The organism is Acetobacter fabarum, assembly GCF_040702925.2.
Lineage (GTDB): Bacteria > Pseudomonadota > Alphaproteobacteria > Acetobacterales > Acetobacteraceae > Acetobacter > Acetobacter fabarum_B.
The window spans coordinates 1-22,646 of sequence record NZ_JBFCXX020000018.1 but is presented as its reverse complement, the minus strand read 5'-3'; the positions used below and the strand labels follow the sequence as shown (position 1 = coordinate 22,646).

Below are 22,646 nucleotides of genomic sequence, written 5' to 3'. Positions count from 1 at the left end.
GGGGGGCAGGGTACGTGCCCGTATGGTGCCGGTGTGTTCTGGGGGAACAGGGGTGGTCAGGTAAGCCAAAGGGGCGCTGGTTTATGCCAGCACCCCTTTGGCTTACTGCATTCTCCACGGTGGTGTGGCGTTAGTGGACTGTGCTGGCCAGTGCGGTCTCATCCGCGAAGTCAGGCCATGTGCCATGTGCCAGAGCACTCAGGGAGGGTACTGGCAGCTTCATTTTGGCGGCGTAGCGCCACAGATAGGTCAGGGTCTGGTGAACGTAGTTCCGGGTTTCCTGATTGGGGAGCAGTTCCATGAACATCAGCGGGTCGTCCGAGGACGCCGCCATATTTTCCCAGTGGGCCAGCGCGTTGGGGCCTGCATTGTAGCTGGCCAGCAGGCGGATGATGTCCCCGCCACGCGCTTCGGTATGGTTGGCCTGCTGGGTCAGCTTGGCCAGATACTGCACGTAACGCTGCCCGATTTCCAGATTGAGGCTGGGGTCATACAGGGCGGAAGCCGAGTGCTCAAACCTGTGGTTGGGCATGGTGGTGGAGGCGCTGGTTACAAAATCGGCCGTTATGGGGCGGATCTGCATAAGCCCGTGGGCTCCAGCCCCCGATACGGCGCGGGCATCAAAATTGGATTCCACACGGGCCAGTGCGTAAACAAGGGCCGGGTCCATGGTAAAGCCATTGCGTGGCCGCAGTTGTGGCAGAGGTGTATCGTCCATGCTCTGCGCGGAGGAAGCCTGACTTTGCAGGGAATCTTCCATTTCGCGCGCAAGGTCGTGCAGCCCCGCGGCTCCGGCCACCAGTTGGAAGGACCGGGCAAGGGTGACGTCATGCAGGCCGGGCCATGCGCGGCGCATGGCGTTTTCCGCCATTTCCGGCTCCCCGACCTGAAGCAGGGCAAATATGCGACGACCGACCTCGGTATTGCCCACGGCTTCTATGTCAATTTCGGTCAGCACCGGGGCGGAGGCCGTGCTCTGGCTGGTACCCCCCGTGCTTTCCAGCGGGGCAAAGCTGGCAAGGCCGTGGTGCTCGCTCAGCTTGTGGGGGGTGCCCATCGTGCGCAGCATGGTGTTCGCCAGAAGCCCGTAGAATGTGCGGGGGAAAGTGGCGGCATGCTGGAGCCACAGATGCTGGCTGTGGGGATTATTGGCCTTTTCGTGCGTCCGCGCCGCCCAGAAGGCGTTTGCGGCCCGCATTTCCGGCGTGGCGCGCGGTGCGTGGGAGGCCCGTTCAAAAAACTGTCCGGCCTGTGCGTAATCCCGCTTCTGCCACAGGGCCAGCCCGGCCACGTAGCCCGCCAGCGCATTGCGCCCGTGGGATACGGTGTTGGCTGTGCGGCTGATGTCCAGCGCCAGATCGGTCTCACCCGCGGCCAGCATGGCCTGTGCCGTTTCGGCCTGCAACTGGGCGGCGTAGGCGGGGGTCATGCCCGGTGTGATGCTGATCAGGTGCAAAGCACTATGCACACCCTTGAGCCCCCATGTCGTGCGTTCACGCAGGGTGCGGTCCAGCAGGGGGTTGCGGGTGAACTCCTGCAACGGCCCTGCCGCAAGGGCGGCATGTTCGGGGGCCAGATGCTCGGTGGAAGGCGCTGCGGGCATGGGGCCACCCCGTTCAGGCAGGGCGGCAAGCCGCGCCCAGACTGCCGGGGCATCCGCATAGGTTGTGTATTGCCTGAGCCAGTTGCGCAGTTCGGTCGCACTGGGGTGGTAGCTGGGGTTGAGGTAGCGGTCTGCCTCAACCTCGCCCAGCAGCAGTGAGTCGGTCAGGTGGGTGGTGCTGTTGATCGCCTCGGCAAACGCCCCCATGCGCTGGAGGCGGAAAATGGTGCGGATGTTGGTTGCTACATCCTGTGGCAGTGGTCTGGGTAGAACAAGATCATCGCCTTCCGGAAAAGCCCGGCGTGGCAGAACCATCGCCAGCTCTTCACTGTGCGGTTCCACCCCGTGGTCCGGGGAACTGGCATGGGCTCTCGTCGTGCTGACGGAAGCGCTGGCCAAAAGAGCGGCTCCAGCCAAAAAGGCTTTTGCCGCGATCTGATGAGGAATTTGACCTATCGCTCGCATGGCTGGCGGGGTCTAGGCTTTTTGCGCGCAAAAAGCAAGTTTACTCTTTGTCAACATTGGTTGGCGTGCTGGAGAAACCATAGCGCGCTTTAGCGTAACGCAACGGGTTTTCGGGATGGAGTTCTTTGTTTTCCAAAGGTATCGGGTGTTATTTCATACTATAGTTCTTTGGGGTAAATGCGGGGTTATTACGGCTGTCCCCACGGTTGCTTCATGGCGTGTCCCGTAGTGTTTTCATCACCAGCATCAGCGTTTGCCAGATTTCCCGCCGGGCGGTGGGGGAGGCGCGGAGCTGGAGCGGGTGGCGCATGGCCAGAACAGGAATGTCACCCAGACCGGGCAGGGCCAGCATGCTCCATTCGCGTCGGGCGGCAGGGGTATCCTTGCCGAGCAGCATGGTTGCGGGCAGGCGACCGCACAGCACAAGGTGGCGGGGGGCAAACAGGGTGATCGCACGGTGCAGGAAAGGCAGGCAGATGCGCTGTTCCGCATCCGATGGGGGGCGGCCGCCGGGGGGGCGCCACGGCAGGGCGGTGGCAAGGGTCAACTGGCTGCGCTTCAGTGGCAGCGGGTCCAGCAATGTATCCAGCAAGGTGCCACACAGGCCGGAAAAAACATGGCCGCTCCGATCCTCATCCGCATCAGGGGCCTCCCCGATCAGCATGAGCGGGGCGTTGGCCGGTCCGGAGGGTATGAGTGTGTGCATGGCCGTGCCGCGCAGGGAGCATGCATCAAACTGCTCCATGGCCGTGCGCAGGGCATCGGGGGTGTCTGCCTGCGCGGCAACCTGCCGGGCAAGGGCTATGGCCTCGCCCAGACTGGTCATCCCCCCTTCGTTCCCCGCAGCAGGGGCGGGGTTTTGCCGTGGGGTGTGAGGCGCTACCATGGCCGGAGTCTGTACGGCAGGCGCGCTCGGGCGGAGTTTGCCGGGGTTGAGCAGGCGTGGCAGAGGGTGCGCGCCGGCACCGCTCAGGCGGTGGTCGGTGGCGTTGTCGGTTACGGCGGTATCCACCCCCCATTCGGTATAGAGGCGGAGGAGGGAAAGAGCATCGTGCATTACCTCCCCCCTATCACAGTCAGGGAGTGGAGCAGAATATGAAGCGGATGGTTTGGCGGTTTGGCATGAGCGCGGTAGAGACTAAGCCAGCCGTTCATGTCGTTCCTCATTTGCTATGCTGGCGGATGTAGGCCGCCAGCCGCGGCAACCCGGTGCTGCCGTCTCAGCCTGAATAGGGTTCTTATGCTGTTTTGTCGTCTTATGCCTACGGTTTTCCTGCTGTCTGCCACCATGCTGGTGTCGCCTGCGTTGGCGGCGGTGTCCGGTCCTGCGCATGGTTTACGCCATGAAACCGGACCCACCGTGCAGGCCGGACGCGGGTATGTCGATTCGGAAGCCTATCTGCGCGGGATCGTGGCTGTGCGTCTGGGGGATGACCTTGAGGCGGCACAGGCCTTCCGCAAGGCGTTGCAGGCAGACCCGACCGATGTGGATCTGCTGCGTCAGGCTTTTGTGCGGAGCGTGATGGTGGGAGCACCTCAGGCCGTGGAACTGGCCCGGGTTGCGGATAAAACACCCAAGGACAGGAGTGTGATCTCCGCCCTTGTGCTGGGGGATGACGCCGCGGTGCGGGGGGAATGGCCAGAGGCCGTGCAGTATTATCACCGGGCTGGAGACGACCCCATGGCCCGCCTGATCGTGCCGCTGCTGCTGGCGTGGTGCCAGCAGGCGCAGGGCCATGCGGATGAGGCGATAGAGAGCCTGCTCCATGTGCCCGGCTCTGTTCTGTCGCCGTTTTATACCCTGCATGCGGCTCTTATCGCACAGGTGGCGGGCCAGTCCGACCGGGCCGAGACCCTTTTCGTGCAGGCGCAGAAGGCCATGCCCGGCTACGACATGCTCCTGACCCGCTCTCAGGCAGCGTGGCTATGGAACCATGGCCAGCAGGACAAGGCACGGGCCATTATTCGGAAGCTGGTGGCGACAGATTCCATTCTGGGGCTGGCTGGTCCTGCCTTGCAGGCGGAGATCGCCCATTACCCTGTTACATCCGCGCGGGAGGGAATCGCCCGGGCCTATGTGCTAACGGCTTTTCTGCTCCGCCAGCAGGCACGTGAGCAGGCCCAGCAGGGAATGGAGGGGGAGGGCAATGCGCTCAACCTGTTCCAGTTTAATGAGGCCGCGCGCCTGATGCTGGGTTTTGCGCTGGCCATGGACCCAACGCTGGCTGATGCCCGCCTGATGCTGGCGGAAATTCAGGACGACGAGCACCATTTTGCCGCCGCGCGGGAAACACTGGTGCGCGTTCCCCCGCAGGACCCGCTGGCCATGGTTGCGACCCTGCGCCTTGCCGTGCTGGAAACCACCAACGACCACCCGGCCGAGGCCATACCGCTCCTCCAGCACCTCGCCCAGCAGGTGCCGGGGCAGATTATCATAGAGCGTTCGCTGGGTAACGCGTTTAGCCAGACCAAGGACTGGAAGGCCGCCATAGCCGCCTATACCCGTGCGATTGATCTGGCGAATGTGCAGAAAAGCCCGGACTGGACGCTCCTGTTCCTGCGCGGCATGGCCTACCATGAGGCCGGGGACTGGGCCGCTGCCAAAAATGATACCCGCGCTGCACTGGCCTATGCCCCGGATGAGCCGCTTTTACTCAATTTTCTGGGTTACGGCATGGTCGAACAGCATGAAGACCTGGCCGAAGCCGAGCAGCTTTTGCGCAAGGCCCATGCGCTGGATGATCAGGATGCGGCCATAACAGACAGTCTGGGCTGGGTACGTGTGGAGCAGGGCGATCTGGTCGGGGGGATTCCCCTGCTGGAAAAAGCCGCCGAGCAGACACCGGAGGACCCGGAGGTCAACTACCATCTGGGCGAGGCCTACTGGCGCGTGGGCCGCAGGACCGAAGCCGTTGACCAGTGGAATATGGCGCTGGGCCTGCATCCCAGCCCTGCGGATGAGAGCCTTATCCGTGCGGCCTTGCAAAAAGCGGGTGTTCCTCCCCTCATGGCTCCAGCCGGGCCGGGTAGCCCTGCGCCACAACCGGATGCCGCCGCGCAACCCGCTGCCGTACAATCCGTTCAGGAACAAGGAAAGCACACGCCGTGACCGTTGCAGCACTGGATGTCTCCACCTTTGCATTTACAGAGGCAGCGCCCGCCAAGGTTAACCTGTATCTGCATGTTACTGGCCGCCGGGCAGATGGGTACCACCTGTTGGATAGTCTGGTGGTGTTTGCCGGGGCGGGCGATGTACTGCATTACCAGCCCGGCCCCGAACCGCTGAGCCTGCATGTTACCGGCCGTTTTGGCCGTGTGCTGGATGCTGCCTCCACGGGGGCGGACAATCTTGTGCTTCGTGCAGCCCATGCCCTGCAGGGGTTGCGCGGCGGACAGACCCGACTGCCGGGCGGTACGCTGGTGCTGGAAAAAAAGCTGCCCGTAGCCTCTGGCATTGGTGGAGGCTCGGCCGATGCGGCTGCGGCCCTGCGCCTGCTGGACCGGGCATGGAACGTGCAGGCCAGCCGCGCAGACCTGCTTGCGCTGGCCCAGACACTGGGGGCGGATGTGCCTGTCTGCCTGCTGAGCCAGACAATGCGGATGGAGGGGATTGGTGAAAACCTGACCCCCGCCGCCCACCTGCCCGAATGCGGAATGGTTCTGGTGAATTGCGGGCAGGCTGTTTCCACTCCCGAGGTGTTCCGTCGCCGGGATGGGGATTTTCTGCCGCGCGCTTCCCTGCCCGAGAAGTGGGCCGATATTGCTGATGTTGTGGCGTTTCTCAAACAGCAGGGGAACAGTCTGGAAGAGGCTGCCTGTGCTGTCTGCCCCCCTGTTGGCCATGTTCTGGCCGATATTGGCGGGCAGGAGGGCTGCCTTATGGCGCGTATGAGCGGGTCTGGCGCAACATGCTTCGGGCTGTTTGCCACGCCGCAGGCCGCACGGCAGGCGGCAGACAGGCTGGAAGATGCGCATTCCGCATGGTGGGTATGGGGTGGTGGGCTGGTATAACTCGTCTGTGGAGTTAATTTATCGTCAACGCAGAGAGCCTATAAAAATTTATTAACCATTTTTTATAATTCGACCAGTAAGCCTTCTTCTTCGGGGTATCTTGCGAGGGAGGGGCGTTGGCGATGGTGCATTATGTCAATACCAATGGTGTAACCTGCGTCATTACGGACCATCAGGGTTTTCTGGGGGTGCGTGATGGTTATCATGTGGCCATGACCGGTCCCGATGGTGCGCGGATTTATGCCGGGGTCATTCATCCCGCCATTTTCGGCGGTCAGGCCAACGGAAATGTGTTTCTGGGCACATGCGGGCAACCCGGCGCCGTACCAGCTCCTGCGGGTGGAACCTATATTGTGCCACCGGGCGTGTACGCCTCGTTTGGCATTGGTCCCGCCACCGGGCATGCTCCATCGGGCAGCGCATTTTATATTGGTGGCAATGCCCTGCTGGGTGTGGCCCTTGGTGCGCCTGCGGGTTTGCGGATCTGTGTGGCGGGTGGGTACGCCATGTTTGTTGCCACGGAACCCAACGCGACACTGGACGGGGCGGAACTGGGCATTGCCTATGGTGGTGTGTTCTCCTGCGGGGCGGGGCTGGCCGATGTGCTGTGCGGGGCTACGGTGCGTTTTGGGGCCGGTGGCGGTACTGTGGTGGTCAATGCGGATTATGCACCGTTTGACCTGTCCGGTACCGCGATCGTGGATTACAACCCCGAACAGGCCATGATCGAGGTCCATCATATCGCCCAGCCTGTCGTCACCTGTCATATCAGCGCGGACCGCCGTTGCCGGAGTGTTGTTCTGTACGGTCGGGGGCGGGAGGAAGTCGGACGTTTTATAGTGGAACTGGCTCAGGGTGCCGTGCTGGAAGCCGGGGAATATCATGTGGCGGACACACACTGCCCGCTGCGCATTACGGCCGAAAAAGGCCAGACCCGCACCAGAGCCTGCTTTATTGAAGGCACGGACATCCACACCGCAAATGCTCCAACCGAGGTGGAAGCGTTGCAGGCCGGTAGTCTTGTGGATGTGTGGAGCAAGGGCGGCATGACAACCCAGCGGCTGCTATGGGTTGCGCATGGGCATGTGCAGGCCCGCCCCGGCCACCCGGAGGAGAAGGCGGGTTACCCCATCCGCATTTTGCGTCATGCGCTGGGGCAGAATCTGCCGGACCAGGACCTGCTGCTAACCCCCCGGCATACCGTGCTGTATAACGGGCGCTTTGTGCCCGTGCGCCTGTTGGTGAATGGTGGCAGTATTTTTTATGACCACAGTATTACCAACTACGATTACACCCTTATGCAAACAGAAACACATGCTGTTCTTGTTGCCAATGGTGTGCCAGCCGAGTTTTATCTGGCGCAGGAGGCAGGTCAGATGGAGGCATGGGCCGGTGGGGTCGTGCGCGTGGGCCATGCGGCTCCTCATGTGTGGGAGAAGGAGGTTCTGCCATCTTCACAGGTGGAGCGGGCCGCACTGGCAGCCATGTTTACCCAGTTACGCGTCCGTGCTCCCAGTGTGCCGGGGTGCAGGCCATTTGTGGCAGTGCCGGAGTTGAGCAAGGACCCCGACCTGTTTCTGGTTACGGATCAGGGTCAGCGTATCAGGCTGCTGCGGCGTGAGGAAGACAGATGTTTTTACATGCTGCCTGTCGGCGTGAAAAAAGTTTTCCTGACCTCGCGCAGCTCCCAGCCCGCAGCCGCATCGGGCTCTTACACGGATGACAGGCGCACTCTTGGGGTGAGAATAGGCAGCATAACCCTGTTTAGTGGCGGCCGCCACGTGCCACAGCTTAGCCATTTGCGGGCGGAGGGAGCAGCATGGCCCGGCTGGCATGTTCTGGAGGCCAACGGAGCAGGCCGCTGGACCACGGGTTATGCCGAACTGCCGCTCAAAGGTGTAAAAGAAGGGGTCATCGGACTGCTGACCATTCAGGTCCACATGGAGGGGGCGCTTGTCGCGCCTCCTGCGGCTGAGGTGGAGGAAAGCAGGTTACGGGCCTGAGTAAAAAAGTAAAATCTCTTATAAAGCAAATATTTTTGACAACTCAGCCTCTCACCCCCTGCGCGCTTCTGGTCCAGTGCCATGATGCGCAGGGGGGCAGGGGCTTAAAGACCCTGACGGTGTGAAATCAGGGTTTACGGCACCGGCGTATGTGGTTGAATGCCGCACTCAGCCCCATGACTGCGAGCGCACCAAACAGGCTGGCCCGCAGACCGGATGAGACAAAAACCGTAAACGGGCTGTTCAGCCTGCGGGCCTTGGCTTCAAACGGGCCTTCTGCGCCGTAAGCGCCGGGTACCGGGTTGTACAGGTCATCTGGCTGGATGCCCTCGGCCCAGTCATGGCTCATCTGGGCCTTGAAGCCGTGGCTGGCCAGCCGGGCCTCGCGGCAACTGGGGCCCGCCAGACGCCAGAGAGCGGCAAAGCTGTTGGCCCAGCCGATGGAAATGGAGCGGCTGGTGGTAAAGGCCGCGCGGCAGATGGCCTCTGCCGCAACTTCTGGCTCGTAAACCGGGCCAAAGGGTTTGAGCCGTTTGCCAGTCAGGTTGCGGGTCCAGCCATAATGCGGGGTGTTAATGGCGGGCAGGTCCACCATAACAATGCGGATATGGTCCGCGTCATGCCGCAGTTCCGTGCGCAGGCTGTTGCAAAAGCCGCGCAGGGCCGCGCGGGAGCCGTTTTCTGCCGCCTGCAGGGGCAGGTCACGCAGGGTGGGGGCCAGATCAAGGTTGATAATCGCCCCCTGTCCCCTGCGCCGCATAACGTTCAGGGCCGCCAGTGTGCCGTTAACGCTGCCAAGGTAGGTAACTTGTGTGGCCCGTGCGATGTCCTGCGCATTCAGGGCTGCAACCTGACCGACAACAGTGGCCCCCGCGCAGTTGGCCCAGACAGAAATGGGGCCGAGTTCGCTTTCAACCCGATTGGCGGCGTCCTGCACGGCCTGTGCGTCGGCTACGTCCACGCTGATGACAAGGGTGCGGACGGAATGCCGGGCCAGATTCCGGGCCGTGGCTTCCAGACGTTCCCTGTCACGCCCCAGCAGGGCGACGTCAAACCCTGCGTGCCCCAGTGCGCGGGCTGCTGCACGGCCAATGCCCGAGCCTGCTCCTGTAATGACCGCAATCTGAGTTGCCATGCCTGATGTGCCTCCCGCGTTGGTTCTGGTGGTGTGGATGGGGTGTTAAAAAAACCGGGTCTTTCTTCCTGCGCGAGCAGGGGGTGGAGCGCAAGGTGTGCCAGAGCGCGCCTGCCTTGTGCGCCACAAGAGGGGGCGTATGACCCCGTTAAGGGGCTACAGGTAGCGCAGCGCCAAAAAGCCGCCAAGCAGGGCAAGGGCGAATATGCCAGTAATCAGCGGCAGGCGGGTTTCCAGAAAATTCTGAATGGTTGGGCCAAAGCGGCGCAGCAGGCCCGCCACCAGTGCAAAACGCGCGCCACGGGTTACAAGGCTCGCGCACATAAAGGGCAGAATGGCAAAATGCGCCATGCCGCTGGCAATGGTCACAAACTTGTAAGGGATGGGGGTCAGCCCCTTGAACAGAATGATCCATACTCCCCACTGGCGGAATTTTTCCTGCAAGGAGGTCAGTGTGTGTTCGGCATGGTAAAAATGCACAATGGGTTTTGCCAGAGTATCCAGCAGCAGCGCGCCAATCAGCCAGCCCAGCAGACCACCGGCCACACTGGCTACGGTGCAGATGGCGGCGTACCGCCATGCCTTGTCTTTTTGTGCCAGCACCATGGGGGCAAGCAGTGTTTCCGGCGGGAGGGGAAAAAAGCTGGCTTCTGCAAAAGCCAGTGCCGCCAGCCATAAAGGCGCGTAGGGGCTGGCGGCATGCCGCAGAACGCGGGCGTAGAGTTTATTGAGCATTCAGGTCCGTTACAGTCGTTCTTGGCGCAGCACGGCTTCGGCCTTACTGTGGATCAGGTCGTATTCCGCCTGTGTCAGGTTGCCCCGATGCAGCATTTCGCTCGCGCGGGCAAGGGCATCCCTTGCATGGGTGGCGTCTGGTATGGGGTAACGGCGGCCGGGTAGGGCAAAGGCGCTATCGGGCAGGGCATTGCGTTCTTGCGTGGTCAGTTTGGACATGTGCGTAGTCCTGTTCCCTCGGTTAAAGGTCGGAGGCACTTTCCACTTCGTCCAGTTCCGCCATGGCGGCTTCTGCACTGGTGGTTGGCACGTCAGAAACTGGCGTGCTCCGCATATCCTGCGCCGGAGGGTGCGACGCGGGAGACGATGTGAGTGTTTGCGTGACGCGGAATGCAGTCAAGACCGCAAATGACCCAAACAGCACGGCACCCATGGCCTGCCCCACCTGTACCCCCTGCGGGCCATAATGCGCGCATAGCAGAACAAACGGAATGGTGCCCAGCGTTGCCCGCCCCCAGTTGAATGCGGTGGATTACAGGGGAAAGCCAAGGTTGTTGAACGCGGCGTTGGCGACAAACAGCATGCCAACAAACAGGTAGCTGCCAATGGTCCATGTGCAGAACAGGTGCAGAAGTGCTGCGGCATCACCCTGTGCGTTGTACATGGCAATAATCAGGTCCTGCGCAAAGTAGAGCGCGACCCATGTCAGACCCACGCTGAGCACCACCAGTTTCAGGGCGGCGGTCAGGGTCTGGCACACGCGGTCGGGGCGGCCTGCGCCCACATTCTGGCCCATGATCGGGCCGACCGAGCCGGTCAGTGCAAACACGAGCGAGAACAGCACCGGCACCATACGCTCGATCGAGGCCTGCCCCGCCACGGCCTCCAGCCCGAAACCGGACATGGCGCGCGTGACGTACACCCCCCCTGCGGGTGTGGCCAGATTGGTCAGGATGGCGGGGAGCGATATGCCAGCCACCCGGCGGGTGTCGGGCACAATGCGGTGCAGGCAGGGGCGGGCCAGCATGCTGTGCCGCAGGGCGCCACGCAGCCCGGCCCCGGCGACCACAATGCGGGAGAAGGTGGTGCTGATAGCCGCACCCATAAGCCCTTCATGCAGGCCGAAAATAAACAGCGGGTCCAGCACTGCTGCCACCACGGCCCCCATAAGGGTAATATGCATGGAGCCCTTGGCGTCTCCCACCACGCGCATAAGGGCCGAGCAGCCCATGCCAATGCAGATCAGGGGCAAGGCGACGCTGAGAATACGCAGGTAGGCTGTGGCTTCGGTCAGGGTTGGCCCCCGTGCGCCAAACAGGCTTAGGATGGGAGCGGCTTCCATGGCCGTGGCAAGGCCGAGAATCCCCGTAACCACGGTCATGACAATCATGGCGGAGGAGGCAAGGCAGCGGGCTTCCTCATGCCGTCCGGCCCCGATCTCCCGCGCGGTGGCGGCACTTATGCCAATGGTCAGGCCGATGGAAATGGCAATCTGCAGGCCAATAACAGCACTGGCAAAGCCAATGGCCGCAGTCATGGCGGTGCTGTTAAGGTGGCTGATATACACCATGTTGAGCATATCAACCGCAAACACGGCCATAAGTCCGATGGCCCCTGTCCCGGCCATGACCAGCACGTGCCGCATGATGCTGCCTGTTGTAAAACAGGCTTTATGGCGGCTTCCTGGCGGGGGTGGCCGGGTCATGCTGGCTCCGTTGGGGCTGCTCCTTGCGTATGGGCACGCTCGGGCGAATGGACGGCGTGTAGTATGTCACGTCCGGGCGGTGCTGCGAATAACCTGTTCGTGGATTAAACCGCAAGGCACGGCTGATCTGTGCCGTGGCGGCGTAAGGCCCGTGGGGCCACAGATGCGGGGGATGTGGGCATGTGCCCGGACCGGTATTTGCCAGCCTGTGAATTGCCGGGGGAATGTATGCGATTTTCGCATACAAGGTATGCTTAAAGTGGTGTGGAGGTATGCCCTGCCAGCAGGGGACCTGCGGCGGCCTGCCGGGGGCTGGCTGGCGTGGGAACACGTGCGCGCAGGCAGGGTAGGCAAGGCCCCGGTGACGGTAAACAGCCAGTAGCAGGGTGTTCTGCGTCAGACGGGTAAGGTTGCACCTGCCGGGTAAGCCCATCCGTGCGGGCTGGCTGTCTGGAACTCAGGCCAGTACCCGGGCCCGACCGCAACGCTCCCCCTTAGAGAAAAGGGCGGATTTGCGCAAGTTAAGGATCATGGACAGGCCGGAGATGCGCGGCTTTTAGGCCACGCCTGCACCCCGGATGCATCAGGCTGGCCGAAGGATGGATGACAATGGGCCGCGCGGTTGCTAAACCCCCCTCGCTGCAGTCTTCCTTCCTAATTCGTGTAACAGCTGAGGCCGGGAACCGTCCTTGTCATGAAAATTGTCGCCTGTAATAGCAACCTGCCACTGGCCCAGGCCGTTGCAGCAGAGCTGAACCTGCCCCTGTGTAACGTAACCGTGCGCCGCTTTGCGGACATGGAAGTGTTTGTTGAAATTCATGAAAACGTGCGCGGTGAGGATGTTTTTGTCATCCAGAGCACCTGCACGCCCACGAATGACAACCTGATGGAACTGCTGATCATGCTGGACGCCCTGCGTCGCGGGTCGGCCAAGCGGATCACGGCAGTTATTCCGTATTTCGGGTATGCCCGTCAGGACCGCAAGTCCGGGCCCCGTACGCCTATCAGCGCCAAGCTGGTTGCCAACCTGCTGGTGGAAGCGGGGGCCAGCCGTGTGCTGACACTGGACCTGCACGCCATGCAGATTCAGGGCTTTTTTGATATTCCGGTGGACAACCTGTACGCAGCCCCCCTGTTTGTGCGCGACATCCGCGCCCAGTACGGTGACCGCGATCTGATGATTGTCTCCCCCGATGTGGGTGGGGTGGTGCGTGCGCGCCAGCTTGCCCAGCGCCTGAACACCGATCTGGCCATTATTGACAAGCGGCGTGAGCGCGCAGGCGTGTCCGAGGTCATGAACGTGATTGGCGACGTCAAGGGACGTCACTGCCTGCTGGTGGATGATATTGTGGATAGTGGTGGTTCGCTGTGCAACGCAGCCCGCGCCATTGCCCAGCAGGGGGCGGCATCGGTTGGGGCGTACGTGACCCACGGTGTGCTGACCGGGCAGGCCGTGCCCCGTATTGCCGAGTCTCCGATTGAAATGCTGACCCTGACAGACAGCATTCAGGCAACAGCGCCGGTCATGGCGGCCAGCAATATCCGCCAGATCACCATTTCCGGCCTGCTGGCGCGTGCCATGCGTGCCGTATCGGACGAAAGCTCCGTATCCTCCCTGTTTGACTGAAGGTGCCATGACCGTGCTTCTCCCCCGTCCATACTGGTATCTGCGGCACGGTCAGACGGACTGGAACAGGGCCGGTCTCTCTCAGGGGCGTACGGATGTGCCGCTGAATGAGACCGGGATTGATCAGGCGGTGGAAGCTGGCAGGCTGATCGAGCAGGCCATACGCGCGCAAGGGGCGGGAGCCATTACGCGCATTGTGTGTTCCCCCCTCGAACGTGCCCACCGCACGGCCCAGATTGTGCGGGATGAACTGGTGGCCTACGGCCTGCCGCAACTCCCCCTGAGCGTGGATGAGGATCTGGCTGAAGTCTGCTTTGGCGAGCAGGAAGGCCAACCCATTGCCGACTGGTATGATGACTGGATCGCCGGGCAGTACACCCCCCCGGGGGCCGAACCGTTTGCCGAACTTAAAAGCCGGGCTGCCCGTGCGCTCAACCGCGCAACAGCGGCAGATGGTCTGGCGCTGGTTGTGGCTCACGGGGCTCTGTTCCGGGCCTTGCGCGCGGTTATGGCCCTGCCAGCCAATGTACGCCTGCCCAACGCCATTCCGCTCAGTGCGGTGCATGATGCACAGACGGGGTGGAATCTGAGCGAACTCCCCTGATACTACACGTCTGGCCAAGAGGTTTTTGCACCTGTTAGCTGCGCTGGACCAGAGTGCCCGCCCGGTGTGGTAAAGTAGAACCGGGCCTGATGTGGGGGCATCGTGTGCCTGCCACATCAGGTCAGGCGGGTTGGCGGCTCATTCCTGAAGCGTGGAGGGCTGCGGGAAAAGGGACGGGTCATGGATGGCCCGCAGCCTGACACATTGTGGCAGCATCTTGCGGATCATCTTCATGGTTGCCAGATCGGAAAGGCCGGTCTGTTCAGAAAACCAGTCCAGTTCTTCTTGCAAAAAGAATCCCCGCACTTCCGCTTCGGTTGCGGGTGGGCTGTGTGGCGCGCTCTGCCAGCGGCGTATGGTGCTGATCATGCCCATGGCCTGTGCGCGTTTTTCCAGCTTGCTGGGCAGGGCGGGCTGGGGGACGGGGCCGAGCACTTCGTTCAGTGCGGTCATCAGGCCCGACCTGTCGCCCGTGGCGCCGGTAATAAAATCCCCCACATGCGTGATGGCATTGGTGACGGTGTTAAGGAATGTCATGGTAGCCCCCTGTTGTTAAAAAGGAGATACAGGTGCAACGGGCCGCAACGCGGTAGAGTTGCAGGGCGGAATGTTAAATAAAAAACATCTGGCTGTCCTGTGCGCAGTCCTCTGGCAAAGGTCCTGTCCGCTCCCTACATTACGCAGGGTTCACGTGGTTGGCCCCGTTTGGGGGAAAGCCGCAAAAGCAAGGAAATACCATGTCTGATCTGATCGTGCTGGGCTTTGACCATATTGATGACGCCGCCAAGGTGCTGAGCGAATGTCGCACTCTGCAGAAGGAATACCTGCTGGACCTTGAAGATGCCGTTGTGGTCACGCGGGATGCCACAGGCAAGGCGCGTTTGCACCAGAGCGTTAATCTGGAAAAAGCGGGCGCATCCTGGGGGCTGTTCTCTGGCGGGTTCTGGGGCGCGCTGGTGGGGCTTCTGTGCCTTAATCCGCTGGCAGGCTTTGTTATTGGCAGTGCCGTTGGAGCCGGTGCAGGTGCTCTGGCGGGCAAGATGTCCGATTACGGGATTGATGACGGGTTTATTACCAAACTGAGCGACACCATTCCCCCCAACACCTCTGCCCTGTTTGTGCTGGTGCGCAAATCCCAGCCCGATAAGGTTCTGGCCGATCTGCAACAGTTCAAGGGCCATGCCCGTATTTTGCAGACGTCCCTCTCCCCCGAAGCAGAAGCCCGGCTCAAGGCCGCTCTGGGCGATACCTCTGCCCCGGCTCAGCCTGTGGCCTGAAACCAGCGTTTTGATGCGGTGCATGCAGGGGGTGGCGGGCATATGCCCGCCACCCCCTGTTTTTATGGACAGGTGTTCGGGCGTGCCGTGTATGAGTGGTGCGTTGCCTGCCCATACGGGTTTCTGCGTGGTTGTGCAGGCGCGGCTGGCATAGTAGGGGCACATCTGCCGTCTTTTCCATTCTGTCGGGTTATGCTGCCATGGTGCGTCTTGTCATGCTCTCGGTCGGGGCGTTCATATGGCTTGTAACCGAGGTCATGCCCATTGGGCTGCTGACCGATATTGCGCAGGGGCTGCATGTATCCCCCGCTCAGGTTGGGCTGCTGGTTACAGGCTATGCCTGGCTGGTGGCGTTAACTGCTATCCCGCTAACATTGCTGACTTCTGGCGTGGACCGGCGGGTCCTTGTGGCCAGCCTGCTGCTGCTGGCTGGCGGGGTGGACGTAGCCTGCGCCTTTGTCACCAACTACGCGCTCATGGCCGTGCTGCGCATTATGCTGGCATTGGGGCATGGTATTTTCTGGTCGGTTATTGCGGGGGTTGCGGTCCGTCTGGCGCCGGACATCCCCGTGGCACGGGCCACAGGCTGGGCTTTTACAGGAGTTGCGGTGGGGTTTGCCGGGGGTATTCCCCTTGTGTCCGCCATTGGGCAATGGCTGGGCTGGCGCGCGGCTTTTTTAACCTGCGGGGCAGGTGCTCTGGCGGTGTTTGCCGCGGCTGTGGTGCTGCTGCCCCCCATGCCTGCCCAGCGGCGGCGGCTGGACCTGTTGCGCCTGCTCCGCCAGCCCGTGTTCGTTTATATTGCCGTGCTGACAATGCTGGTGATTATCGCGCACTTTACGGCTTACACGTATATTATCCCGCTCCTGCAAACCATTCCGCATAGTCCTGAACGGCTTATTCCCGTTCTGCTGCTGGTGTATGGCGTTGCGGGGGTTGGCGGTAACTGGGTGGGCGGGCGGCTCCCCTGTTCTGGCGGGCGGTTGATTGGTGTGGCAACGGCGGCTCTTGTGGCCAGCCACGGCATTATGGTGGCAGCAGGCTGGTGGCCCGGTCTGGTCTGGGTGGATATGGTCGTGTGGGGGATTGTTGGCGCGGTCATGAATATGGCTCCCCAGAGTTACGCCATGGAACTGGCCCCCGATGAGCGTGAGGCGGCATGCTCCTTTAGCGTGACCGGCTTTAATGCCGGTATTGGCGGGGGCGCTTTGTGCGGTGGGGTTGTGCTGGGTGCCGCCGGTCCTTACGCGGTTCTGGCATGGAGTGCGGGCATTGCTCTGCTTGCCCTGCTGGTACTGTGGGCCGGACGGTTTGTGGTGGGGGGCAGAAAACAGGGCTGAACGGGGTGTGCCCATTCAGACCCGGTTGTTAAAACTCATGGAATATACAGCATAGTATGCTTCTGCGCAGGCTGTATTGGGGTGCGGTTACACCAGTGCCCGAACCATCACGCAGCATGTAGGTGTGGTCTCCCAGATTGATCACATCCAGTCGGAGTTGCGTATCCCTCCGCCATGCCGAGCCAAAGATGTTGTGAATGCTCTGCACGGCAGAAAAATTAACGGTAGCATAAGGCGTTAATGCAAGTCTGTTGGGGATGCTGTTTGCATTATCCTCCGCGCGCAGGCCACTGCCATAGACCAGCGTGGCGGACAGGCGCAGAGGAGCACGGGTCTTGTGGAAAATGTGTACGCAGCCCCAGCCGCTGCGGTCCAGCGCTGGTCATGGTCGAGATGGACCCGGTGGCTGCTGATATAGTCCAGCTCGTCTTGATCAAAATTGGTCTGTGCACTGGTAATTTTTTTACCAATGCCGCACGACCATGCAGACCAAACTCCTGTTGTATTTGTGCAGCGCGTGACTGACATCCCTGAAACGCTGGCCCACATAGCGCCCTGCCATACAGAAACACCTCTCCCCACAGGACGGCGGAGGAGAGGTGTTTACAAAAAATTCTGTGTGGAAAAGGGTTATTTTGTTGTGTAACCCCCATTGACCAGAATGGTCTGTCCGGTCATCCACCAGCCATCGGACACCATAAAGCGCACATGGGGCACAATATCTTCCACATCCGTCAGCCCCGTCTGGCTGAAGGGGGAAAGGGCCGCAGCGCTCTTGTGGTAGGCGACGGCTTCGGGTTCCTCCTGCCCGTAAAAGAACGACGTATCCATCGGACCCGGCCCAATGGCGTTGACCGAAATACCACGCGCACCCAGTTCCTTGGAAGCAGCACGGGTAAAGTGCTCCACGGCCGCCTTGGCCCCGGCATAGGTGCTGTAGAACGGCGTGTAAGCCCCAAGCAGGGAGGTGACAATGCTGAGCAGCTTGCCGTTGTCGTTCAGGTGTTTGCCTGCTTCGCGGATAAACTGGAACGCCACTTTTGTATTGATGGCGAACATGGCGTCATATTCTTCATCGGTCGTGTCGGCTATGGGCTTTTTGAGCACTTTGCCGACGGTGTTGATCGCTATATCCAGACCGCCTGTTACCTGCTGGGTTTTTTCAAACAGATCCGCCATGGCTCCGGGCTGGGTCAGGTCCGCCTGCATGACAAAGGCTTTAGCCCCGACGTTCCGTATGACTTGCGCGGTGGTCTTGGCTTCCTCCTCGGTTTCGGGGCTGTGATAGTGAATGACAATTGTCTGGGCACCATGCCTTGCCAGATCACGGGCGACCATTCCGCCAAGGTTCTTGGCGCCACCTGTGATCAGAACGGTCTTGCCGGTCACGCTGTGTGTTGTCATGTCGTTGCTCCTTATGACTGGTGCAAACAGGCGCAGGCCCGTCTTTATCTGTCCGGGTATAGTATCATTTGTAAAATACCAATAAAGCTTGGGAATATGATAAGACCTGTCAGCTTTTACGAACAATCCGGGATAAGGCTGGGGAGAAGCCAATGGACCGTATAGATCAGTGCCGCATGTTTACGCGGGTGGTGGAAACGGGCAGTTTTACCCGTGCGGCAGAAACACTGGGTCAGCCACGTTCCACCGTATCGACCGCCGTGCAGGCGCTGGAGGCGCGCGTGGGGGCTCGGTTGCTGGCACGTACCACCCGCTCCGTTACCCCCACTCCGGATGGGCTTGCGTTTTACGAGCACTGCGTAAGGCTTGTTGTGGATATGGATGAGGCGGAAGACCTCTTCCGCCGCAAGCGCGGGCATGTGCGCGGGGTGCTGCGGGTTAACCTGCCCGCGCGGATTGGGCGGCTCATTGTTGCTCCCGCCCTGCCGGAGTTTGTTGCCGCCCATCCGGGCATCCAGCTGGAACTGGGGGTAACGGACAAACCGGTAAACCTGATGGAGGAGGGGCTGGACTGTGTGCTCAGGGTAGGCGCATTGCATGATTCAGGGCTGATCGCGCGGCGCATGGGGCGGATGCGCCTGCTCAACGTAGCCAGCCCCATCTATCTTGCCCGCCACGGTGTCCCCCGCATTCCGGCTGATCTGGCGCGTGATGGGCATGTCGCCGTGCGGTACATGTCCCCTGCCAACGGGCGGGTGGAGGCATGGGAGTGGGAGGAAAAAGGCACCCTCCATACGCTGGACCTTCCCGGCCCCGTGACCGTGAACAGTGCTGAAACCCAGATTGCCTGCTGTCTGGCCGGACTGGGGCTTATTCAGGTGCCGCAGTATGATGTGAAGGCACTGGTGCAGAGCGGACAGTTATGTGCGGTATTGCCGCACTGGTGCGCGCCCGCCCTGCCGGTGAGCCTGCTTTACCCGCACAGGAGGCATCTTTCGTCGCGCCTGCAGGCTTTTGCCAGATGGCTGGAAGGGCTTCTGGCGTCGCATCTGGCCTGACCCGCCTTGGCTGCGGGCCGGTGCGCAGGGGTTCAGGGCATGCGGGGGACAATAACCGGATTTTTGGAACCGGGGTCAGGGTTGAGTTCAACCGTGACCGCCTGAGAGGAATAGGTGGACCCGGTGGACTGGTTGGGGCCTTTGGGTTCATGGAAGGCGGAAACAGGGCCAAACAGCAGGCTGCCGGTGTTTTTGTTCATAGTGCTTTCAGGCTGGCGGGAGCAGCCACGGGTAATAATGGAGCAGATACCGTCCGTGCCGATCAGTTCATCATTATTGCCGGTGTAATGCACATCGGACACCCGGTCATGGTCTAGCCGGATCACGGCGGAGCAGGTGGTGCCACCCCCGCCGCCAAGCTGGTTGATGGTGGTTATGATATCCCCCACGGGAATAAGCGTGGAACCCCCATAGCTGGGCTGAGGCTGTGTACCGCTATAGGTAAAAATCTGTGTTGTGTCGTTTAACTGCTTTGTGGCGGAGGGGAGCCCGGCGCAGGCCTGCAGGTCGTATGATGTCATACCGATCATGGTGATCTGCGCCTTATGCGCGGCACGTGAGTCAAAATAACCGCACCCGCTCAACTCCAGGCAGAGGGAGGAGAGGGTCAGGACGTTGAAAAGACGACAGTTCATATAAAGGCATATCCCAAGAGCCAGACCTGGCGCATGCCCGCGCATGGCACACATTCCGCCCCCAGCCTACTGTGTTCTGTGCGCCCGATGCAAGGCGCAAACCAAGTGTAAAATAAAACCATACCAGTAAAATATACCATGCCTGCTGTTATAAACAGGGCACCGGACAGTCTCGCCCTGTGGAGGGTATGGCTAATCAATGCGTCCGTCTCAATCTTGCTTTCCGTGTTATATGCTTTCATCATAAGGTTTGTAATCATTGGATGTGGTCTCTGTTGTGGATATAAAATTCACAGGGGATGTTTGTCGTTTGCGTATTGCGAACATTGTTTTTAATACTGGGTGCGCTTGCCGTCCCGCTTCTGGCCCCTGTCAGGGAGAACTGCCGGTCATGTTGTTTTTGTTCCGCCATAAGGTGGCTGCTCTCTCCCTCTTCACGCTTCTGCTGCTGGGCGGGTGCGGCTATGTTACGCCCGTCCGGCCTGTGGCTCCGCCCCTGCCTGCTCTGGCAAAGCCCGCCCCGTTCAGTGCGGCGGATGCGGTTTTTGTGCAAAAGCTCAACACCATGGCCCTTGCCCAGATTGGCATGGCCGACATCGCCAGAACCCATGCCGCCCGGAACGATATTGCCCTTGTGGGGGAGAGGGTCTCCAAGGATATGAGCGCGCTACAGGCCCGTCTGGCCAAGGTGGCCACAGCCCATGCGCTGAGCCTGCCAGCCCAGCCATCTGGCCCCGAACAAAAACAGATCGAGCGCTTGCAACACTGGCAGGGTGCGGCGTTTGACAGGCATTACATCCGCTATTTTACGGCCGCGCATGCCAGAATTAAGCCTGTACTTGCCAGCCAGATCGTCCTTTCCAAAAACCCTGATCTGGTTGCGATCGCGCGGGATGTGCAGACCCGGCTGGCGGATTATCAGGCCGTCATGCGTTAGGACCCTGCGCGGCAGGTGTACGTAGTCTTTTATGGGGTGTGAGTTGATAATGGCTTGCACAAAAACATGAAGCCCCGCAAAGGGCATGCACCATGCTGACAATCGAATTCATTCTGCTGCTTTTACTGCTGACCGCTGTGAGCAGCCTGATAACCCTGCGGTTCAGACAGAAGGTGCCGCAGCCCGTTATTCTGATCGCTCTGGGCGTGTGCGCCGGGCTTGCGGGCATGCATGTGCAGTTGCACCCCGAACTGTTCATGTTCGTGTTTCTGCCGCCTCTTCTGTTCGCGGATGCGTTTCGTATGCCCCTGCGCGAGTTTGGGGAGCTGCGTGGGCCAATCCTGTTTCTGGCCTTTGGGCTGGTGGTGCTCAGCACCCTGCTGTGTGGCTATGCCATTCACTGGATTTTGCCGGTCATGAGCCTGCCGGTCTGTTTTACGCTCTCGGCCGCCCTGTCCCCGACCGATACGGTTGCCGTGTCCAGCCTGATCAAGGGCAGGCGGGTGCCTACCCGGCTGTTGCAGCTTTTGTCGGGCGAGGCGCTGTTTAACGATGCCTCGGGCCTTGTCTGCTTCCGTTTTGCCATGGCCGATGCGCTTACGGGCGAGTTCTCCTACCAGCAGGCGTTTGGCACGTTTCTGCTGGTGGCGTTCGGGGGGCTGGCCATTGGGGGGATTGTCGCCTGGGTTGCCGCCCGTCTGAACAAGATGCTCACCCGCTCCGGGTATGATGAAACCCAGTCCCAGATCGTGCTAGTGCTGCTGCTGCCATTTTTAATGTATGCTCTGGCCGAAGCTATGGGGTGCTCGGGTATTCTGGCCGCAGTGGCGGGCTGCATGGTGGTCAAGCTTTCAGGGATTGTGGAGGACGCTTCCACCAGCACCCGCCTGCAATCCGCCACGGTATGGACCATGGTCAGCTATGTGTTTAACGCGCTGATCTTTCTGTTCCTCGGCTTGCAGCTCCCCAGTCTTCTGCAAAGTGCGCATACACTGGTACTGGCCCAGCATGTGGGGATGTGGCGTCTGGGCCTGCTTGTGGTGCAGATCTACGGCATCATGCTGGTCATGCGGTTTATGGGGGTGTGGCTGTCCATTGCCTGCCGCTGGGCTTCGGCGCGGATCAACCATGTTCCATTCGAGGCTACAGGCTTTGCCGCCAGCCTGCTGCTGAGTTTTGCCGGGGTGCGTGGTGCGGTTACGCTGGCGGCGGTGCTGTCCCTGCCAACGGGGGAGGATGGCACAATGGCCTTCCCCACGCGTGAAGCGGTGGTGGTTATTGCTACGGGGGTTATTATTCTCTCCCTTCTGGCTGCCAGCGTGATCATTCCCTTGTGCCTGAAGTTTATCCCGGCCGAACTGGTGGATAAAAGTGCACAGGAGGAAAACATGGCCCGCCAGCGGCTGCTGCGTGCCGCACTGGACCTGCTGCGCAAGGCCGAAACCATGCCTGCCATAGAAACCCCGCCTGAAACGGAGGAGGACAGGGCGGCCATAGAGGCCGCCCGGAAGGAGGTCATTGCCCGCCTGACCAAGCTCTACCAGACCCGGCTGGAGCAGGAGGACGCCACCCCGCGCATTGCCCTGGCCGACAGGCGCAACGCCATAAGGCATGCCCGTATGGAACTGGCCCTGCGCCTGCAAATCCTGCGCGCGGAGCGCCAGACCATGCGTGAACTGGTGGCCCAGCAGGATATTAATGACCAGACGGAGTGGAAGCTACAGCAGGAGCTGGATTACGAGGAGGAAGTGATTCACGCCCTCGCCCAGCGCCTGCCAAAGGAAGTCTGATCCGGCAGGCCATGCCTGGTGCAGCAGGGCTGCCTAGTTGTTTAGTCTGGTGGTGATGGGTTAAATTGATGATGAATCTTTCTGGCTCTGAAGTCCATATTGCAAACATATTCGTAAGGGGTGAGGCCAGTTAAGGTCTTGAGCCTTCGCCCGAAGTTATAGGCCACCATGAAGTCGTTGAGGTGTGTCCTCAACTGCTCATGGCTGCCCTCAGCAGTCTGGACTTCGGCAATATCGATATGAAAAAAGCCTATGGGATAGCGTTTGAAGCGCTGTCGTTTTGGCTTGCCTCTCTCTATGTCCGCAAGCCGTGAGAT

The 22,646-nt window shown here is 60.8% G+C and carries 18 protein-coding genes and 4 pseudogenes; 10 read left to right on the top strand and 12 right to left on the bottom strand.

The window, feature by feature from the left end; translation table 11 throughout:
• Positions 1–130 precede the first annotated feature (130 nt).
• Both AB2L51_RS11795 and AB2L51_RS11790 read right to left on the bottom strand, forming a co-directional pair.
• The gene (locus AB2L51_RS11795; protein ID WP_395582670.1) at positions 131–2,068 is read right to left on the bottom strand and encodes a transglycosylase SLT domain-containing protein; all 1,938 of its coding nucleotides are present in this window, start codon (positions 2,066–2,068) and stop codon (positions 131–133) included.
• Between the two features lie 211 nt (positions 2,069–2,279).
• Positions 2,280–3,125 (bottom strand): uracil-DNA glycosylase, encoded by an 846-nt coding sequence (locus AB2L51_RS11790; protein ID WP_395582669.1) that lies wholly within the window; start codon positions 3,123–3,125, stop codon positions 2,280–2,282.
• 183 nt (positions 3,126–3,308) lie between these two features.
• On the opposite strand from AB2L51_RS11790, the gene AB2L51_RS11785 reads away from it, so the two are divergent.
• The 3 genes from AB2L51_RS11785 to AB2L51_RS11775 all read left to right on the top strand — a co-directional run bounded on the left by AB2L51_RS11785 (position 3,309) and on the right by AB2L51_RS11775 (position 8,082).
• Positions 3,309–5,177: a tetratricopeptide repeat protein gene (locus AB2L51_RS11785; protein WP_395582668.1), complete on the top strand. Its 1,869-nt coding sequence runs from the start codon at positions 3,309–3,311 to the stop codon at positions 5,175–5,177.
• Positions 5,174–6,079, top strand: coding sequence for a 4-(cytidine 5'-diphospho)-2-C-methyl-D-erythritol kinase (locus AB2L51_RS11780; protein WP_395582667.1), 906 nt, complete (start codon positions 5,174–5,176; stop codon positions 6,077–6,079). Before AB2L51_RS11785 ends, AB2L51_RS11780 begins: the two co-directional genes overlap by 4 nt.
• Before the next feature lie 122 nt (positions 6,080–6,201).
• The gene (locus AB2L51_RS11775) at positions 6,202–8,082 is read left to right on the top strand and encodes a Hint domain-containing protein (protein WP_395582666.1); all 1,881 of its coding nucleotides are present in this window, start codon (positions 6,202–6,204) and stop codon (positions 8,080–8,082) included.
• Positions 8,083–8,209: 127 nt separating this feature from the next.
• Here AB2L51_RS11775 and AB2L51_RS11770 read toward each other — a convergent pair whose 3' ends face one another.
• The 4 genes and pseudogenes from AB2L51_RS11770 to AB2L51_RS11755 form a co-directional block, all read right to left on the bottom strand.
• Positions 8,210–9,217: an SDR family oxidoreductase gene (locus AB2L51_RS11770; protein WP_395582665.1), complete on the bottom strand. Its 1,008-nt coding sequence runs from the start codon at positions 9,215–9,217 to the stop codon at positions 8,210–8,212.
• A gap of 156 nt (positions 9,218–9,373) precedes the next feature.
• On the bottom strand, positions 9,374–9,952 hold the full coding sequence (locus AB2L51_RS11765; RefSeq protein WP_395582663.1) for a YqaA family protein: 579 nt from the start codon (positions 9,950–9,952) through the stop codon (positions 9,374–9,376).
• A gap of 9 nt (positions 9,953–9,961) precedes the next feature.
• Entirely contained in the window at positions 9,962–10,171 is a 210-nt protein-coding gene (locus AB2L51_RS11760; protein ID WP_086647229.1) for a hypothetical protein, read from the bottom strand.
• Positions 10,172–10,193: 22 nt separating this feature from the next.
• Positions 10,194–11,657 (bottom strand): annotated as a pseudogene (locus AB2L51_RS11755) (MATE family efflux transporter).
• Positions 11,658–12,351: 694 nt separating this feature from the next.
• Here AB2L51_RS11755 and AB2L51_RS11750 point away from each other — a divergent pair.
• Both AB2L51_RS11750 and AB2L51_RS11745 read left to right on the top strand, forming a co-directional pair.
• On the top strand, positions 12,352–13,284 hold the full coding sequence (locus AB2L51_RS11750) for a ribose-phosphate pyrophosphokinase (RefSeq protein WP_086647231.1): 933 nt from the start codon (positions 12,352–12,354) through the stop codon (positions 13,282–13,284).
• A gap of 7 nt (positions 13,285–13,291) precedes the next feature.
• Positions 13,292–13,888 carry a histidine phosphatase family protein gene (locus AB2L51_RS11745; RefSeq protein WP_395582662.1) on the top strand — a complete coding sequence of 199 codons (597 nt, stop codon included), beginning with the start codon at positions 13,292–13,294 and terminating at the stop codon, positions 13,886–13,888.
• 138 nt (positions 13,889–14,026) lie between these two features.
• Here AB2L51_RS11745 and AB2L51_RS11740 read toward each other — a convergent pair whose 3' ends face one another.
• Entirely contained in the window at positions 14,027–14,425 is a 399-nt protein-coding gene (locus AB2L51_RS11740) for a hypothetical protein (RefSeq protein WP_395582661.1), read from the bottom strand.
• A gap of 200 nt (positions 14,426–14,625) precedes the next feature.
• Here AB2L51_RS11740 and AB2L51_RS11735 point away from each other — a divergent pair, with 200 nt between their 5' ends.
• Both AB2L51_RS11735 and AB2L51_RS11730 read left to right on the top strand, forming a co-directional pair.
• Entirely contained in the window at positions 14,626–15,165 is a 540-nt protein-coding gene (locus tag AB2L51_RS11735) for a DUF1269 domain-containing protein (protein WP_395582660.1), read from the top strand.
• 200 nt (positions 15,166–15,365) lie between these two features.
• Positions 15,366–16,505: an MFS transporter gene (locus AB2L51_RS11730; RefSeq protein ID WP_395582659.1), complete on the top strand. Its 1,140-nt coding sequence runs from the start codon at positions 15,366–15,368 to the stop codon at positions 16,503–16,505.
• 28 nt (positions 16,506–16,533) lie between these two features.
• Here the strand turns inward: AB2L51_RS11730 and AB2L51_RS11725 are convergent.
• Together AB2L51_RS11725 and AB2L51_RS11720 are read right to left on the bottom strand one after the other, a co-directional pair.
• Positions 16,534–16,991, bottom strand: a pseudogene (locus tag AB2L51_RS11725) (TonB-dependent receptor); the annotation flags it as partial.
• Between the two features lie 144 nt (positions 16,992–17,135).
• A complete protein-coding gene (locus AB2L51_RS11720; protein ID WP_395582658.1) occupies positions 17,136–17,909 on the bottom strand; it encodes an SDR family oxidoreductase in 774 nt (257 codons plus the stop codon).
• A 152-nt stretch (positions 17,910–18,061) separates the two neighbouring features.
• On the opposite strand from AB2L51_RS11720, the gene AB2L51_RS11715 reads away from it, so the two are divergent.
• Positions 18,062–18,967 (top strand): LysR family transcriptional regulator, encoded by a 906-nt coding sequence (locus AB2L51_RS11715; RefSeq protein WP_395582657.1) that lies wholly within the window; start codon positions 18,062–18,064, stop codon positions 18,965–18,967.
• 32 nt (positions 18,968–18,999) lie between these two features.
• On the opposite strand, the gene AB2L51_RS11710 is transcribed toward AB2L51_RS11715, so the two are convergent.
• Positions 19,000–19,497, bottom strand: coding sequence for a hypothetical protein (locus AB2L51_RS11710; RefSeq protein ID WP_395582673.1), 498 nt, complete (start codon positions 19,495–19,497; stop codon positions 19,000–19,002).
• 496 nt (positions 19,498–19,993) lie between these two features.
• Between AB2L51_RS11710 and AB2L51_RS11705 the strand changes: the two genes are divergently transcribed.
• Together AB2L51_RS11705 and AB2L51_RS11700 are read left to right on the top strand one after the other, a co-directional pair.
• On the top strand, positions 19,994–20,539 hold the full coding sequence (locus AB2L51_RS11705) for a DUF4142 domain-containing protein (protein WP_395582656.1): 546 nt from the start codon (positions 19,994–19,996) through the stop codon (positions 20,537–20,539).
• Positions 20,540–20,631: 92 nt separating this feature from the next.
• Entirely contained in the window at positions 20,632–22,329 is a 1,698-nt protein-coding gene (locus AB2L51_RS11700) for a Na+/H+ antiporter (RefSeq protein ID WP_395582655.1), read from the top strand.
• Between the two features lie 52 nt (positions 22,330–22,381).
• On the opposite strand, the pseudogene AB2L51_RS15385 reads toward AB2L51_RS11700, so the two are convergent.
• Positions 22,382–22,535, bottom strand: a pseudogene (locus tag AB2L51_RS15385) (IS481 family transposase); the annotation flags it as partial.
• A pseudogene (locus AB2L51_RS15380) lies at positions 22,536–22,646 on the bottom strand (IS481 family transposase); the annotation flags it as partial.